12 protein-coding genes are annotated in these 15,885 nt (G+C 68.4%); 3 read left to right on the top strand and 9 right to left on the bottom strand.

Features of this window, described 5'->3' with window-relative positions:
* The first annotated feature begins 119 nt into the window (after window positions 1-119).
* Complete coding sequence (locus tag IEW34_RS10190) at window positions 120-1,049, top strand: histone deacetylase family protein (RefSeq protein ID WP_188609053.1); 930 nt, start codon at window positions 120-122, stop codon at window positions 1,047-1,049.
* Window positions 1,050-1,150: 101 nt separating this feature from the next.
* On the opposite strand, the gene IEW34_RS10185 is transcribed toward IEW34_RS10190, so the two are convergent.
* The gene (locus tag IEW34_RS10185) at window positions 1,151-2,038 is read right to left on the bottom strand and encodes a LysR substrate-binding domain-containing protein (RefSeq protein ID WP_188609052.1); all 888 of its coding nucleotides are present in this window, start codon (window positions 2,036-2,038) and stop codon (window positions 1,151-1,153) included.
* A gap of 101 nt (window positions 2,039-2,139) precedes the next feature.
* Between IEW34_RS10185 and IEW34_RS10180 the strand changes: the two genes are divergently transcribed.
* Complete coding sequence (locus IEW34_RS10180) at window positions 2,140-3,336, top strand: MFS transporter (protein WP_188609051.1); 1,197 nt, start codon at window positions 2,140-2,142, stop codon at window positions 3,334-3,336.
* A 99-nt stretch (window positions 3,337-3,435) separates the two neighbouring features.
* Here IEW34_RS10180 and IEW34_RS10175 read toward each other — a convergent pair whose 3' ends face one another.
* The 4 genes from IEW34_RS10175 to IEW34_RS10160 form a co-directional block, all read right to left on the bottom strand.
* The gene (locus tag IEW34_RS10175; protein WP_188609050.1) at window positions 3,436-3,948 is read right to left on the bottom strand and encodes a DUF417 family protein; all 513 of its coding nucleotides are present in this window, start codon (window positions 3,946-3,948) and stop codon (window positions 3,436-3,438) included.
* 176 nt (window positions 3,949-4,124) lie between these two features.
* Window positions 4,125-5,201, bottom strand: a complete 1,077-nt coding sequence (gene ribB, locus IEW34_RS10170) for a 3,4-dihydroxy-2-butanone-4-phosphate synthase (protein WP_188609049.1) — start codon at window positions 5,199-5,201, stop codon at window positions 4,125-4,127.
* An 83-nt stretch (window positions 5,202-5,284) separates the two neighbouring features.
* A complete protein-coding gene (gene aroC, locus IEW34_RS10165; protein WP_188609048.1) occupies window positions 5,285-6,391 on the bottom strand; it encodes a chorismate synthase in 1,107 nt (368 codons plus the stop codon).
* Between the two features lie 43 nt (window positions 6,392-6,434).
* Window positions 6,435-7,370 carry a LysR family transcriptional regulator gene (locus IEW34_RS10160; RefSeq protein ID WP_188609047.1) on the bottom strand — a complete coding sequence of 312 codons (936 nt, stop codon included), beginning with the start codon at window positions 7,368-7,370 and terminating at the stop codon, window positions 6,435-6,437.
* A 128-nt stretch (window positions 7,371-7,498) separates the two neighbouring features.
* Here IEW34_RS10160 and IEW34_RS10155 point away from each other — a divergent pair, with 128 nt between their 5' ends.
* Complete coding sequence (locus IEW34_RS10155; protein WP_188609046.1) at window positions 7,499-8,707, top strand: ABC transporter substrate-binding protein; 1,209 nt, start codon at window positions 7,499-7,501, stop codon at window positions 8,705-8,707.
* A 342-nt stretch (window positions 8,708-9,049) separates the two neighbouring features.
* Here IEW34_RS10155 and IEW34_RS10150 read toward each other — a convergent pair whose 3' ends face one another.
* The 4 genes from IEW34_RS10150 to fabI all read right to left on the bottom strand — a co-directional run bounded on the left by IEW34_RS10150 (window position 9,050) and on the right by fabI (window position 15,759).
* Window positions 9,050-9,334, bottom strand: a complete 285-nt coding sequence (locus IEW34_RS10150) for a hypothetical protein (RefSeq protein WP_210324479.1) — start codon at window positions 9,332-9,334, stop codon at window positions 9,050-9,052.
* 191 nt (window positions 9,335-9,525) lie between these two features.
* Window positions 9,526-13,611 (bottom strand): Pls/PosA family non-ribosomal peptide synthetase, encoded by a 4,086-nt coding sequence (locus IEW34_RS10145; RefSeq protein WP_188609045.1) that lies wholly within the window; start codon window positions 13,609-13,611, stop codon window positions 9,526-9,528.
* A gap of 697 nt (window positions 13,612-14,308) precedes the next feature.
* Window positions 14,309-14,932, bottom strand: coding sequence for a histidine phosphatase family protein (locus IEW34_RS10140; protein WP_188609044.1), 624 nt, complete (start codon window positions 14,930-14,932; stop codon window positions 14,309-14,311).
* On the bottom strand, window positions 14,929-15,759 hold the full coding sequence (gene fabI, locus IEW34_RS10135) for an enoyl-ACP reductase FabI (RefSeq protein WP_188609043.1): 831 nt from the start codon (window positions 15,757-15,759) through the stop codon (window positions 14,929-14,931). The genes IEW34_RS10140 and fabI overlap by 4 nt, the downstream gene beginning before the upstream one ends.
* Between the last annotated feature and the right edge of the window lie 126 nt (window positions 15,760-15,885).

Genomic DNA, 15,885 nt, shown 5'->3' with positions numbered 1-15,885 from the left:
GCCGCCCCGTCCAGGACGGGGCGGCGCTGCCGCGCATGGACATCGGCGTGCGCCATTGTAACAGTTCCGGCTTTCGGCGCGGGGCATTGCCGCGGGCCGACCGCCACGCCGAGGCCGCTGTGAGCACGCTTTATCTGACGCATCCCGCCTGCCTGGACCACGAAACGCCGCTCGGCCATCCGGAGTGCGCCGAGCGGCTGCGCGCGGTCGAGCGCGCCCTGGAGCAGGAGAAGTTCGCGCTGCTGCTGCGCGAGCAGGCGCCGCTCGGCAGCCGCGAAGCGATCCACCGGGTTCATCCCGAGCGCTACGTGGAGGCTATCGAGCAGGCGACGCCACGCTCCGGCATCGTCCACATCGACGGCGACACGGCGTTGTCACGGGGCAGCTTCGAGGCGGCGCTGCGGGGCGTCGGCGCCGCGGTGCGGGCGACCGACGAGGTCATGGCGGGGCGGGTCGGCAACGCCTTCTGTGCCACGCGGCCACCGGGACACCACGCCGAGCGCGCACAGGCCATGGGTTTCTGCCTCTTCAACAACGTGGCCATCGCCGCCCGTCACGCCCGCACCGCGCACGGCGCCGGCCGCGTCGCCATCGTCGATTGGGACGTGCACCATGGCAACGGCACGCAGGACATCTTCTGGTCCGATCCGGACGTGCTGTACTGCTCGACCCACGAGATGCCGCTCTACCCCGGCACGGGCGCCATGTCGGAGCAGGGCGAGCACGACACCATAGTCAACGTGCCGTTGCCGGCGGGCACCAACAGCCGCAGCTTCCGCGAGGCGTTCGACTTCGCCATCCTGCCGCGCCTCGAGGCGTTCAAGGCGGATCTGATCATCATTTCGGCCGGCTTCGACGCCCACTGGCGTGATCCGCTGGCCAACCTCAACCTCACCGAAGCCGATTTCGCCTGGGCCACCCTGCGGCTGATGGCGATCGCCGACAGCCAGTGCAAGGGCCGCATCGTCTCGATGCTCGAGGGAGGCTACGACCTCGATGCACTCGCCAAGTCGACCGCCGGCCACGTCGAGGCGTTGATGGGCATGTAGCGGGGCGAGCGCTCCGGCAGCCGGCGCGCATGCGGGACCCTGCGAACCCGACCGCCATGGCGGACCCACCTGGCCCGGGATCGCTGGGCCATCGGAGGCCGTCAGGCGCCCTCCGCGACCAGCCAGTCGATGAAGGCGGCGAGCGACGATGTCTTGTCGGCGTCGAACGGGACCAGCGCGACGTAGCCCGCCCGCGGCACGCGGATATCGGGAAGGGGCGCTACCAGGTGTCCGTTCGCAACGTCGTCGCAGAGCACCGGCATCGGGCCGATGGCGAGCCCGAGGCCGTCCTTCGCCGCCTGCAACGTGACGAAGAAGTGATCGAACATGCGACGGCGCCGGCCGGTGGTGGGGGACAGGCCGGCGCGGCCAAGCCAGTCGTCCCAATCGCCAGGTCGCGTCTCGGTGGCAAGCAGGATGTGCTCTGCGATGTCGCTCGCCATTCGGATCGGAGATCGCGCAAATAGGGCTGGGCTCGCGATCAGCGTGTCGGCCTCGCCCAGGAAGCGGACGGCGCGGTGCTGCGGCCAGGCCTCCCGTTCCGCCGATCCCTGGCGGATGGCGACGTCGAAGCCGCCGCGCAATTCGTCATGCAGCGTCGTCGTGGTGGTGACCGCGACCTCGACCTCGGGCCTCTCCAGATGAAAGCGCTCCAGGCGGGGAATGAGCCAGCGGATGGCGAACGTCGTCGGGGCGCTGACGCGCAGGATGCGGCGGGCGCCCCGGCGTCCGTAGGCGTCCGCCGCGGCCGTCACCCGGTCAAACGACAGGCTGACCTCGCCGGCGAAGGCGCGCGCCGCCGGCGTCGCCACCATGCGCCGACCCGACCGCACGAACAGGCGCTGGCCGAGCCAGCTCTCCAGGGCAGCGATCTGGCGACTGACGGCTCCGTGGGTGAGGCCGAGCTCGGCGCCCGCCGCCGCGTAGCTGCCGGTGCGGGCCGCGACCTCGAAGATGCGAAGGGCGTTGAGCGGGGGAAGGCGGCGCATGCAATCCGTGAGGAAACCAAACAGATAGCGTGAGATATCACGTTCTATTCGAGAAAAACTCCCGTTCGTAGAGTGTGCCGACTGGGGACGGGGGCCATCGCATGGACGGCACGGACACGGCCGTTTCGTCGCGGCCCGAGAGCACGCAGCAAACGCCGGTTCAGCGGCGGGGACTCGCGGGCGCCTGTGTGGCTCATGCCGTCCACGACGGCTACACCGATCAGCTCTATGTGCTGCTGCCGATCTGGCAGGCGGAGTTCGGACTCTCCTACACCGGCCTCGCCGTGGTCCGCGCGTTGTACTTTGGCCCCATGGGTGGGCTGCAGGTGCCGGCCGACCGGGCGACCCGCTGGCTGGATCCGCGCACCGCCCTCGCGCTCGCCACATGCGTCGCCGCTGGCGGCTATCTGCTGATGGCTCTGCCGGCCGGCTTCGCCACACTTTGTGTCGGCCTCGTGCTCGCCGGTATCGGCTCCAGCGTGCAGCACCCTCGTGCATCGCTCCTGGTGACACAGGCCTACGGGTCGGCCGCGCGCGGGCCACTCGGCGTCTATAATTTCGCCGGCGATCTCGGCAAGGCGGCCTTTCCGGCCGCGGTGGCTCTGCTGCTGACGCTGCTGCCATGGCGGCCGGTCGTCGGCCTCATGGCCGGGGTCGGGCTTGCCGTCGCCGTCGCTCTGCTGGCGCTCATCCCGCGGCAGCTTGGCCAGCCGGCAGCGGGCCCCGCGCGCGCCGACGTCAGCGAGGGCAGCCCCGTGGGCTTCGGCCTGCTCCTGGCCATCGGCGCGCTCGATACGGCGGTCCGCACGGGCTACCTGCTGTTTCTCCCGTTCATGCTCCAGGCGCGGGGTGGTGGGGCGGCAAGCATCGGGCTCGGCCTGGCCCTGCTTTTCATCGGTGGGGCGCTTGGCAAGGCGGCCTGCGGCTGGCTCGGGCAGCGCCTCGGCGTCGCGTGGAGTGTCATCGTCACGGAGGCGGCTACCGCCTTGCTGATCGCCACGACAATCGTGCTGCCCCTGACAGGGATGCTCATCGCCCTGCCGATTCTCGGCATCGTGTTGAACGGCACTTCGTCGGTGCTCTACGGGACCGTTCCCGAGCTGGCGCCGAAGGGCGATGTCGGCCGCGCCTTCGCTCTGTTCTATACAGGCGGCGTCGGTGCCGGCGGGCTGGCGCCGATTGCCTACGGCGCGATTGCCGACCATGCGGGCCAGACGTTCGCCATCATTGCCGCGGCGTTGACGGCTATGGCCATCATGCCGCTCGTTCTGGCCCTGCGGTGGCAGCTGCCGAGGTGAGCGCCACCGGTCGAGCGTTTCTTTGTTATTGGATGAAGCCATCCAACGGCAGAGAAGTGCATATGACCTCGGCGGCCTCGCACGCCGGGCACGACGTCCTCATGGGCCTCGCCGTTCGGCGCCCGTTCGCAGCAAACCTTCGCCGAGCACGACAAGCGAGATGCCGAGCAGGGCGACGTCCTTGATGATGAACTGCCCGAGCGAGTTGAGCCACGGAAAGCCGCCCGACTCGGTGTCCCAGATCGGCTGCGCCAGCAGAATGGACACCGTCACGGCGAAGGTCGCGGCGCCGAAGGCGCCGGCTGCGACCCCGGCAAGTGGCCACCGCAGTCCGGCGAGGAACAGCACCGCCGTCGCCACCTCCACCACGCCGAGCAGGTAGGACGCGCCGGCGGCTCCAAGGAGGGCGGGCAGCCAGGCGAGCCAGGGCGTGCCGGTCAGCAGCGGCTCAACGCCCTCGATCTCGCTTTGCGTGAACTTGGAGATGCCGATGAGGACGAGCGGCAGGCAGACGCCAGCGAGCGCGACCGCGCGGCCGATACGGCGGAAGAGGCGGCCGAGCGCGGCGGCGCGCCGTGCGTCGGGCGGCCAGCTTGAAGCGTCCACGGTCATGGCGGACCCCCATCGGTCTGCGTCGCGGCCAACTGCCTGGCCGCCTTGAACGCCGCCGCGTCCCGGGTCGGCCCCGGGGCACATCGAAGCGCTCCAGACGCAATTCGCCGATCTGCGCCGATCGGTTACAGGGACCCGGCCCGGATGCGGCGCACCCCGTGCGCTAACCCCTGCTGCTATGGTTCGAGGGGCTCGGTGCGCACGATCTCGATGCCGAAGCCGGCGAGGCCGACGAAGGCCCGCGGCGTCGACGACGACAGGTGAACGATCGACGAGACGCCGAGATCGCGCAGGATCTGGGCGCCGAGGCCCACCTCGCGCCACAGCTGGGAGCGCGCCACCTCGGAGTTCGACGACCCGTCCTGCATCGTGACCGGCACGCCCGCGGTGCCGTCGCGCAAGTAGACGAGCACGCCGCGCCCTTCGCGGGAGAAGCGCTTCAGGGCGCGGTGCACCGTCGAGGGGCCGAGGACGTCAGGGACCACGTGGGCGCGGTGCAGGCGCGCGGGCACCTCCTTGCCGTCCCCGATATTGCCCATGACGAAGGCGAAATGCTGCACGGGATCGAAGGATGTCATGTAGGCGTGGCCCACCATGGCGCCCCATTCGGTGTCGACATGGAAGGTGTTGACGCGCTCGACCAGCTTCTCGCGTGCCTGCCGGTAGGAAATGAGGTCGGCGACCGAGATGCGCTTGAGCTGGTGCTTCTCGGCGAAGGCCTCGATCTGAGGCCCCTTCATGACGGTCCCGTCGTCGTTGGCGAGCTCGCAGATCACGCCCACCGGCGGCAGGCCGGCGAGCTTGCAGAGGTCGACCGCCGCCTCGGTGTGGCCGGAGCGCATGAGCACGCCGCCGTCGCGGGCGATCAGCGGGAAGACGTGGCCGGGCCGCACGAAATCCGCCGGGCCCATGTTGTTGTTGGCGAGCGCCCGCACGGTGGAGGCGCGCTGCTCTGCCGAGATGCCGGTGGTCAGCCCGTGCTTGACGTCGACGGTCACGGTGAAGGCGGTGCCGAGGGGCGCGTCGTTGGCCGCGACCATGGGATCGAGCCGCAGCCGCCGCGCCTCTTCCATGCTCAACGGGGCACAGACGATGCCGCAGGTGTTGCGGATGATGAAGGCCATCTTCTCCTGCGTGCACAGCGTGGCAGCGCAGACGAGGTCGCCTTCGTTCTCGCGGTCGTCGTCATCGGTGACGATGACGATCTCGCCGCGGCCGATGGCTTCGATGGCTTCGGTCACCGAGTGGGACATGGCTGATCCAATTCCGTTGAGCGCGGTTCTGTTGTGGGTGTGACGGATCCCGTCCCCTTGCACCGCATCTGCTTGTGGGCGCCTCAGGGCCAGGCGCGGACGGCGCCGATCTGGCCGCGATGACGCAGATAATGGTCGGCGAGGACGCAGGCAACCATGGCTTCGCCGACCGGCACGGCGCGCAGGCCGACGCAGGGGTCGTGGCGGCCCTTGGTGAGGATGTCGGTCTCGTGACCCTGGCGATCGACCGTCAGCCGGGGCGTCAGGATCGACGACGTCGGCTTCACCGCGAAGCGGGCGACGATCGCCTGGCCGGTCGAGAGGCCGCCCAGGATGCCGCCGGCATGGTTGGACAGGAACAGAGCCTGGCCGTCGTTGCCGCGGCGGATCTCGTCGGCGTTGGCTTCGCCGCGCAGGGTTGCGGCGGCGAAGCCATCACCGATCTCCACGCCCTTGACGGCGTTGATGCTCATCAGCGCGGCGGCGATATCGGCGTCGAGCTTGCCGTAGATCGGCGCGCCGAGACCGGGGGGCACGCCCTCGGCCACCACCTCGACCACGGCGCCCACGGACGATCCGTCCTTGCGGATGCCATCGAGGTAGTCTTCTAGCATCGGCACCATGGCCGCATCCGGACAGAACAGCGGGTTGCGGCCCACCTCGTCCCAGTCCCAGCGGTCGCGATCGACCGCATGAGGCCCGATCTGCACAACGGCGCCGCGCACCAGAAGGCCCGGCACCACCTTGCGGGCGATGGCGCCGGCCGCGACCCGCATGGCCGTCTCGCGGGCCGAGGCGCGGCCGCCGCCGCGGTAGTCGCGCACGCCGTATTTGACGTCATAGGTGAAGTCGGCGTGGCCGGGCCGATACTTGTCCTTGATGTCGCCGTAGTCCTTGGAGCGCTGGTCGGTGTTCTCGATGAGGAGACCGATCGGCGTGCCGGTGGTGATCTGTTGGCCGCTCGCCTCGTCGACGAAGACGCCGGACAGGATCCTCACCTCGTCCGCCTCGCGTCGCTGGGTCGTGAACCGGGATTGGCCGGGCTTGCGGCGGTCGAGCTCGCGCTGGATCTCGCTGGCCTCGATCGCGATCAGCGGCGGGCACCCGTCCACGACGCAGCCGATGGCCGGGCCGTGGCTTTCGCCGAAGGTGGTAACGCGGAAGAGATGACCGAACGTGTTGTGCGACATGACGAACCTTTGGCCGGTGCATTACGCACTGCCGCCGCGCCGGTCAAACCGGTCGGGCCACGCGCTCGAAGGTCTCGACGGCGGCGAGCAGCTGGCTGCGCAGCCAGGCGTTGGCTGGATCGTCGTCCGTCCTCGCGTGCCAGTAGAGATGCATGCCCGAACTCGCGGTATCGAGCGGGAAGGGCAGGATCTGGTTGTCGGTCCCGGCATTGAGGACCTGCGCGTATTGCTCCGTCAGCGTGAGCAGATAGTCGGTGGCGGCCACCATGTGGCAGGCGGCGAAGAAGTGCCGGCTGCGCACCTTGATGCGCCGCTCGAGCCCGGCGCCGTGCAGCGCATAATCTTCCAGCCCCAGACCCTTGCGCCGGGCGCTCACCAGGATATGGCCCTGGGCGAGGTAGGTGTCGAGATCGAGGTCCGGCCCTACCGCGGGATGGCCCCGGCGGGCAACGACAGCGAAGCGGCGGACGGTCAGTGCCGCGCTCCGCAAATCGCCTGACACGGGGCGCCAGATGTCGACGACCGCGTCGACGGAACCCGTCGCCAGCTCGGATTTCATCTGACCGCGGTCGACCTTGATCATGACGACGTCGACAGCCGGCGCCAGATGCGCGACCCGGGCCAGGAAGATCGGCATGGCCGTCGCCTCGAACGGCTCGGGCAGGCCCAGGACGAAGGTCGTCGCCAGCATCGATGGATCGAACGCGCCGTTCGGCGCGAAGGTCGTCTCCAGCCGTTGCAGCGCCGCACGCACCGATTCGACCATCTGCCGAGCGCGCTGGGTCGGCACCATAGCCTGGCCCCGACGCACGAACAGCGGGTCGTCGAACATCTCCCGCAGCCGTGTCAGGGCGTGGCTGATCGCCGGCTGCGACAGGTTGAGGCGTCGGCTGGCGGGCGTGACTCCGCCCTCGGTGAAGATCGCGTCGAAGATGACGAACAGATTGAGATCGACGCGCGACAGATGCACAGGATGCATGACCTTCGATGCGGACAAAGCATTTGCGCCGTTATAATCACGCCCCTAGCCTCCAGCAAGAACGAAAGTAGATCGGCTTCGATCGATCGTAAATCGGCAGAATTCATAAATAAATCAGGGAGGATGACATGACCCTCGACCGTCGGCGGCTGCTGGCCGCCGCGCTGTTCGGCTTCGCCCCGCTCCCGCTCGGCCCGGCGCGGGCGGCGGAGCAGGGCGTGTCGGCCGGCGAAATCGTCGTCGGCCAGACCATGCCCTACAGCGGCCCCGCGTCGGCCTACGGGACCGAGGGCAAGGTCCAGGCCGCCTATTTCGATATGATCAACGAGCAGGGCGGCATCGGTGGCCGCAAGCTTCGCCTGATCTCCCTGGACGACGCCTACAGCCCGCCCAAGACGATCGAGCAGGTGCGCCGGCTTGTGGAGGGCGACGAGGTGTTCGTGCTGTTCAGCCCGCTGGGCACCGCCTCCAACATGGCCATCCGCAGATACCTCAACGCGAAAAAGGTGCCGCAGGTGTTCGTCAACAGCGGCCTCGGCACCTTTGGCGATCCCAAGGCCTATCCGTGGACCATCGGCTGGCAGCCGGCCTACGAGGCGGAGGGCAAGATCTTCGGCCGGTACATCCTCGACACCGTGCCCGACGCTCGTCTCGGCGTGCTCTATCAGAACGACGACTTCGGCAAGGCCTACCTCGCCGGCCTCAAGCTGGCGCTCGGCGACCGATATGGCGCGCTGGTGGTGCGCGAGGAGCCCTATGCCGTCTCCGATCCGACGGTCGATTCACAGATCGTCAACCTCGAGGCCGCCGGCGCCGATACCTTCGTCAACGCCGCGACGCCCAAGTTCGCCGCCCAGGCCATCCGCAAGGCCGGCAGCATCGGCTGGAAGCCGCTGCATTTCGTCAGCTACGTCTCGGCCTCGATTCCGACTGTGATCCTTCCGGCCGGCGCGGAGCACGCAGTCGGCGTCATCACCACACAGTTCTTCGCCGACCCGGCCGACCCGCAGAATGCCGGATCGGCAGGGGCCAAGGAATACTTCGCCTTCATGGACAAATATTATCCAGCGGGCAACAAGATGGAGACGATCAACGTCTTCGCTTACATGATGGCGCAGACCTTCGTCCAGCTCCTCCGGCAGTGCGGTGATACTCTGACGCGCGAGAACGTCATGCGCCAGGCGGCCAATCTGGACCTCACCCTACCCATGCTGCTTGAGGGCGTGCGCATCAGGACCAGCCCGACGAACTTCCACCCCATCCAGACCTTGCGCCTGGGCCGCTTCGACGGCGAGCGTTTCGTCATCTTCGGCAAGGCGATCGACGCCGGGCTATGAGGATGCGGGCTCCGCGCGTAGAGCGCTTCCTGACCAATTGGTTCCACCCGATCAGGAGTGCTCCCAATTCAAAGACGTGGAGCATTTCACCGATCGGATGATTCCATCTGATCGGGAAGTGCTCTGGTCGCGCCCGATGAGCCGCGGGCGGGCGGGTGTGGTCCAGGCGGTGTGAGAACGGGCGGGGCCCGGACATGCCGCGATCGGACCGTCTCCGCCCCCTAGCGCATTTCCGTGTTTCTTCGAACCACCGAAATGCTCTATCTGTTTGATTTTCCGTGTTTTCTTCACGCGAACCGGCGTCCACTTCGCTCGAAAACGCTCCAAGTGAAGCGACAGCGCTCAACGCCCACGGATCACGATTCCACCGGTGGCGTAGGGATTGTTGGCGCTGTCGGCGGAGTAGGGGCTGCCATAGCGGCCATTGGGATTGTTGATGCTGTCGGGGGAATAGGGGCTGCCGTAGCGCCCGTGCGGGTTGGCCACCGAATCCGGGTCGTAGGGATTCTTGTTGAGGTGGCCGAGGAACTTGCCCTCCTTGCTGTAGAGGCAAGGGGAGCTGCTATCGCAGGCGAGCGCCGCGGGCGCCATCATCAGCAGAACGACGGATACACAGGCCGGCCGCATCGGCGATCCTCCCGACCGTCGACCGCGGTTGAGCACGGCCGAGTATCGAGCAATTGTTGCATATCAAAAATTGCAGATCAAATTTCATCATCTATCAATGATTGCAATTTGGGCCCAAGCTGCCCTGCTGCGATTGCTAGCGCCGCCTCCCGCGCCGTGGCCGCGCGGCAGGCCGGTCGCGGTGAGGGCGCTCAGGCCGCCGATTTGAGCTGCGGCGTCACCACCGCTGCCGCCGTCCCGTGCGCGACGGGCTCGGCCGGGGCGCCGGCCCATTCGCTGTGACCGGGGATCGACTCGCCCTTCATGACGATGGTCAGCGGCCCGATGCGGGCGAACGGGCCGACCTTGGTATCGTAGAGCACCGTCGCGCCGGCACCGATGGTCACGCCGTTGCCGATCGAGACCCGCCCGACCTTCATCAGGCGATCCTCGTAGAGGTGGGTCTGCAGCGCCGCGACGGCGTTGATGGCGACGAAGTCGCCAACCTCGACGCAGTCGAACTCGGTGATGTCGGTCGTATCCATGAACACGCCCTTGCCGAACTTGGCGCCGAACAGCCGCAGAACCCATGGCAAGTACGGGGTGCCGCGCAACTGCTCGAGCAGCACCTTGCCGGTCAGGCCCCAGTAGAGCACAGCGGTCGCCTCGGTGCGCAGCGACCAGAACGTCCACATGGGCTTCATGGTGGGCTTGTAGGCGCCCATCATCAACCATTTCAGGCCGATGACCACCGCCGTCATGGCCATCGAGATGGCGACGCTGAGGCCGATGAACCCCGGCACCAGGGTCGCGACATCGCCCGCCAGGATCGCCGGCGCCAGCAGCTCGACCGCGAGGGTGCCGAAGCTGATGAACAGCATGGTGGGCAGCGACAGGTTGAAGGCTTCGAACACGGCCCGGCCCAGGCGCCGCAGGCGCGACGGCTCATAGGTCCAGTTGGCGGCGACGTCGCCGAACGTCTGGCGCACCGGCAGCTTGATCGGCGGGGAGCCGAACCAGGTATCGCCCGATGACATCGCGTCGTTGGCCGGCGGCTTCGACTTGATGCCGATCAACGCATCCGCGGGAATGCGCGTACCGGGCGGCACGACGGCATCGTTGCCGACGAAGACGCGCGCTCCTGTCTTGACCCGTTTCAGGATCATCCAGCCCTGGCGGATGTCCTCGTCGCCGAGCACCACCTCGTCGGCGATGAAGTTCTTCTCGCCGATCTCGACCAGGTCGTAGCGGCCCGACAGATTGGTGGAGATCTCGGCGTCCTTGCCGATCTTGGCGCCCATCAGGCGGTACCAGCCGCGCATGTAGACGGTGGCGTAGAGGGTCGAGAGGGTCTCGAGCGTCACCTCGGTGGCGAGCGAGACCACCCACTTGCGCACGTAGAACCAGCTGTGGACCGAATAGATGCCCTCAGACACGCGCGGCAGCACGACCCAGCGCGCCGCCACGATGAAGGCGATGGTGGCGAGCACTAGGCAGAAGGCGGTCGGCCAGGCGAGCACGGGCAGGTAATAGAGGTAGCTGATGCCCAGGGGGCCGCTGAGGACGTCGTCCAGGCGGTCGAACAGGAAGAAGGCCGGGAAGATCGGCAGCAGACCGAGCGGCGGGATCAGCAGGCCGCCAGCCACGTAGGCGCAGTTCTGGAGCGTCCGTTTGACCGGACCGACTGTCGGCCGCGGCGGCAGATCGCTATCGGGGACCGTGCCGACATGCCGGGCGGGCGAGCCGTCCCACGTCTGGCGGGGGCCGACCGCGGTGCCGGCGGCGACGGCGGTCAGATCCGCAAGCTCGGCGCCTTCACCGACGGCGACACCGCCTTCGAGCACGCACGACGTGCCGACGTAGGCGTCCTTGCCGATGCTGATCGCGCTGATGACGAGCTCGTTGCCGACGACCTCCGCGGTCGCGAACTTGGCCTTGCCGCCGACGCACACGCCGTCGCCGATGGTGAGCAGGTCGAAGGCACCGCATTCAATCTCGGCCAGGATCGTGTCCTTGCCGATGCGCGCTCCCAGCGCCCTGAGGTACCAGACGATCAGCGGCGAGTTCTGCATCCACTTGATGTGGGCGAGCCCGATCAGCCGCGTCGTCAGCCACCAGCGGAAGTAATAGGTGCCCCAGAGCGGATAGCGGCCCGGCTTGGTGCGGCCGATGATGAGCCATTTGGCGACGATGGAAATCGCGATGGTGACGAGGTTGATGACGAGGTAGAGGCCGAGCAGAGCCGCGATCTCGGCACCGATGCCGGCTTCGCCGCCGGACAGCAGCATGTAACCGATGAAGATGCCGAGCCACTGCGCCGTCATCAGCGCGATGATGAAGGGCAGCGCCACAGCCTGACCCACACCGCACAAGACGCGGCGCAGCAGCGGCGGCGGTGTGAAGGAGAGATCGCGCGGCCCCTGGCCGCGACCGGCAGCTTCCAGCTTGGCGGCCATGGCGCGCAGGGTGCGGGCGCCGTAGACGTCCTGAAGGGTGATGCCGGCATAGGCATGGTCTTCGCGCACGGCCGAGACGAAGCGGGCGGCGAGCAGCGAATGACCGCCCAAGTCCATGAAGAAGTCGGCATCGAAGGGGATGGCCTGGCCCGGGAATACGAACTTGGCCGCGGCGAGCAGGGCGGCCTCGGCCGGCGTGCGCGGCTCGTCCTCCGCTAGCGCCTCGGCGGCGGTCAGGGACGCGGCCTTGAGCACCTTGCGGTCGATCTTGCCGGAGGTCAGCCGGGGCAGCGTGTCCACCAGCTCGAAATGGGCCGGCACCATGTAGGACGGCAGCCGGTCGCGCAGCCCCAGGCGCAGCGCCAGCCGGTCGATCGTCTGGCCGGGTTCGGGCACCAGGAAGGCCACCAGCCGGTCGAGGCCGTTGTCCTGGCGCAGCACCACGGCGACGTGGGCGACGTGAGGAAAGTCGGCCAGCTTGGCCTCGATCTCCCCCAGTTCGACGCGAAAGCCGCGGATCTTGACCTGGTCGTCGATGCGGCCGTGGAAAACGATGTTGCCGGCCCCGTCCAGGCTGACGGCGTCGCCCGAGCGGTACAGCACCGGGTCGATGCCGGTCTGATCGGCGAAGGGGTTGGCGACGAATTTCTGCGCCGTGAGCTCGGGCCGGCCGAGATAGCCGGCGGCGACGCCGGGACCGCCGATGAGCAGTTCGCCCTGCTGGCCGTCGGCCACGGGATTGAGGTCGTCGTCCGCGATGTAGCAGGTGTAGTTGGGGATCGGTCGGCCGATCGTCACCGCCTCGCCGGGGAGCACCTCCGCCACCGTCGCGACGACGGTCGCCTCGGTCGGCCCGTAGGTGTTGAAGATGCGCCGGCCGGGCCGGGCCCAGCGCGCCACCAGTGGCGAAGGCAGGGCTTCGCCGCCCAGCAGGATGATTCGCAGCGATGGGATGTCGCGTGGCAGCATGGCGAGCAGGGTCGGCACGGTGTCGAGCACGGTGACGCCGGCATCGATCATCAGGTCGGGCAGGCGTTCGACGTCGCCGATCATCTCGGGCGTCGCGACGAACAGCGTCGCTCCGACCAGATACGGCACCCAGATCTCTTCCATGGAGAGGTCGAAGGCGACGGAGGCGCCCTGGAACACCACGTCGTCGGAGGCGAAGCCGTAGACCTCGTTGGCCGAGCGCAGGAAGTGGCAGATGTTGCGGTGGCTGATGACGATGCCCTTGGGCGTCCCCGTCGAGCCGGAGGTGTAGATCAGATAAGCCGGACTGTCGGCGGTCAGGCCCCGCGCGCGCGGGTTGGGCAGCGCGCCGGGCGCCGCACGTTCTAACAGCGCGGCGCTCGTCCACACGGCAACGCCGGTGCCCTCGGCACGCTCGATGAAGGCCGCGCTGGTGAGGATGCCCTTGGCTTGGGCGTCGGCGAGGCAGACCGAGATGCGCTCGACCGGGGCGTCCGCGTCGAACGGCAGCCAGGCCGCACCGGACTTGGTGATGGCGATTTGCGCCATCAGCAACTCGACGCCGCGCGCCATCCACAGCCCGACGATGTGGCCGGGCCCGATGCCCTGGGCGACGAGCCCGCGCGCGATCGCGTCGGTCTCCGCCTGCACCTGGGCGTAGGTCCACACCTTGTCGCCGCTGATGTAGGCGACGCGGTAGCCGCGTCCCTGGACGGTGGACTGGAAGACTTCTCCCAGCACCTCGTCGCGGTTCAGGTCCGGGCGGACGGGACCGTCCAGCACGGGCGCGGTCAATACGGGCCGGGGCGCGCGGGGGATGGCGATGGAGGGCGTATAGGCGGCGGTGAGCGTCGTGTCGGTCGCGTGCTTCATGGTGTACGCCTCACTCGAGCCTGCTCGGCGTGGCGCTCCGCAACGCGGCCGCGCCGAGACAGCTCGGATCCGTGAGCGGTCGGGAGCACAACGCCTCGGCCACTCCTGGAGCAACGACGGCCGCTCGCGCTTCCCCGGGGCGGAGAAGTCGTCGCTACGGCAGCATCGTGGATTGCTCCGTTCGCCCCCCGTCCGGTGCCGCGCGCCTTGCGGACGCGGGGTCACCGGAATTCTTGCGGCAACGCCATGGATCGGGTGAGCCAACCGGAACGGCCGCTGCGCCGGGACCATGGGCTCCCGTCAGCGCTTCCAATGCGCCGGGATCGCTGAACCATTGATGAACAAAGCCGTCGGCAGGTCATCGAGGTCACGGCCAAGTTCTTATGCCGCATCGCAAAGGCGGCGCCCGCCGCGCTACGGAGGAGCCGTGGCAGCGGCCGCCGGCCCGCGCACCTAGCGCGGGCTGCGTCCGTGTCGACGGCGCCTTCCGGCGTAGGTCGCCGGCTTTGCGCCGTAGGCCTTCGCGCGGAAGCAGGTCATCCGATTTAGGCAGCCTCGCCGCCCATCGACTGAGCCGGCCTGACCGCAGTATCGCGCCTGGAGCATTTTCGCGTCTTCGAATCGCCGAAATGCTCTATCTGTTTGATTTGTCGCGTTTTCTTCACGCGAACCGGCGTCCACTTCGCTCGAAAACGCTCTAGAGACCTTCGCTCCAGGTCAGCCGGCCGCCGGCGAAGACGAGGACGCGACCCTGCCAGATGTCGAGCTTGACGGCCTCCGCCGTTGCGACGCCGGCGAGCCCTGCGGCCAGGGCGCGGGCGACGCCACCGTGCGAGACGATGACGGTGTCACGGACCAAGTCCCGCACGAAGGGGGTCAGACGGGCGGCGAGGTCGGCATAGCTCTCGCCGCCCGGGGGCACGAAGTCCCAGATACGGGCCTTCCGCTCGCCGTGCAGGCGCGGCTGGCCCGTGCGGATCTCGCGCCAGGTTAACCCTTCCCACCGCCCGAAGGAGAGCTCCATCAGCCGCTCGTCGAGCGCGTAGGCGGCGGGGGCGAGGCCGATCGCGTGACGCAGCCCCTCCATGGTGGCGCGCGCACGCCGCAGTGGGCTCGACACGTAGGCAAGCTCCGCCGGAGCGGCGATCAGCGCGCGCAGAGCGCGTCCGCTCGCCTCGGCCTGGCGACGGCCGGTGGCGTTGAGCTCGGTGTCGCGCCGGCCCTGCAGGCGACCTGCCGCGTTCCAATCGGTCTCGCCGTGGCGCACGAAGTAGAGGGTCGGCGCTGCCGCCGTCCCGGCGCCGGTCTCGGGCCCGCTCACTCCTTGCCGAGCACGATGTCGGGCGCGTCCGGGTTCTTCATGCCGACGACGTGGTAGCCGGCGTCCACGTGGTGCACCTCGCCGGTGACGCCGCGCGACATATCGGACAGCAGATAGGTTGCCGCCTCGCCGACCTCTTCGACCGTCACCGATCGCCGCAGCGGCGAATTATACTCGTTCCACTTAAGGATGTAGCGGAAGTCGCCGATGCCGGACGCGGCCAGCGTCTTCACCGGGCCGGCCGAGATGGCGTTGACGCGGATGTTCTGCGGCCCCAGGTCGGCGGCGAGATAGCGCACGCTCGCCTCGAGGGCGGCCTTGGCGACGCCCATGACATTGTAGTGGGGCATCCATTTCTCGGCGCCGTAGTAGGTCAGCGTCAGGATCGAGCCACCGCCCCGCATCAGCCGCTCCGCCCGCTGGGTCACCGCAGTGAGCGAGTAGCAGGAGATCAGCATGCTGCGCGAGAAGTTCTGTTCGGTCGTCTCCAGGTAGCGTCCGGTGAGCTGGTCCTTGTCCGAAAAGGCGATGGCGTGCACCAGAAAATCGAGACCGCCCCACAGCCGCTCCACCTCGGCAAAGACGGCGTCGATGCTCGGCCCGTCGGTGACGTCGCAGTGGCCGACAACGCTCGCGCCGAGCTCCGCCGCCAACGGCTCGACCCGCTTCTTCAGCGCGTCACCCTGGTAGGTCAGGGCCACGTCCGCCCCGTGCTGGCGCGCTGCCTTGGCGATGCCCCAGGCGATCGAACGGTTGTTGGCCACTCCCATGACGAGGCCGCGCTTGCCGGCCATGAGTGAGGATTTCTGCGCGACGCTCTCTGCCATGGTATGATCGGGGCCTTGTGATCGTCGGAACGAACAGCCGACGCTGCGGATGGGGGCATCATTAGCCGAGCCGATGGGGGGACGGAAGCCCGCATCGCCACCATGCCGGGGCCCGGCAACCGTGTT

Source organism: Chelatococcus reniformis, assembly GCF_014640075.1.
GTDB lineage: Bacteria > Pseudomonadota > Alphaproteobacteria > Rhizobiales > Beijerinckiaceae > Camelimonas > Camelimonas reniformis.
The sequence above is the reverse complement of the archived record's forward strand: the minus strand, read 5'-3'. Positions and strand labels throughout refer to the sequence as shown.

Bases quoted from the DNA above. Each gene is read 5' to 3' on its own strand.
- aroC (WP_188609048.1), bottom strand. From the start codon at position 6,391: ATGTCGCACAACACGTTCGGTCATCTCTTCCGCGTTACCACCTTCGGC.
- IEW34_RS10145 (WP_188609045.1), bottom strand. From the start codon at position 13,611: ATGAAGCACGCGACCGACACGACGCTCACCGCCGCCTATACGCCCTCC.
- IEW34_RS10150 (WP_210324479.1), bottom strand. From the start codon at position 9,334: ATGCGGCCGGCCTGTGTATCCGTCGTTCTGCTGATGATGGCGCCCGCG.
- IEW34_RS10155 (WP_188609046.1), top strand. From the start codon at position 7,499: ATGACCCTCGACCGTCGGCGGCTGCTGGCCGCCGCGCTGTTCGGCTTC.
- ribB (WP_188609049.1), bottom strand. From the start codon at position 5,201: ATGTCCCACTCGGTGACCGAAGCCATCGAAGCCATCGGCCGCGGCGAG.
- IEW34_RS10185 (WP_188609052.1), bottom strand. From the start codon at position 2,038: ATGCGCCGCCTTCCCCCGCTCAACGCCCTTCGCATCTTCGAGGTCGCG.
- IEW34_RS10175 (WP_188609050.1), bottom strand. From the start codon at position 3,948: ATGACCGTGGACGCTTCAAGCTGGCCGCCCGACGCACGGCGCGCCGCC.
- IEW34_RS10160 (WP_188609047.1), bottom strand. From the start codon at position 7,370: ATGCATCCTGTGCATCTGTCGCGCGTCGATCTCAATCTGTTCGTCATC.
- fabI (WP_188609043.1), bottom strand. From the start codon at position 15,759: ATGGCAGAGAGCGTCGCGCAGAAATCCTCACTCATGGCCGGCAAGCGC.
- IEW34_RS10180 (WP_188609051.1), top strand. From the start codon at position 2,140: ATGGACGGCACGGACACGGCCGTTTCGTCGCGGCCCGAGAGCACGCAG.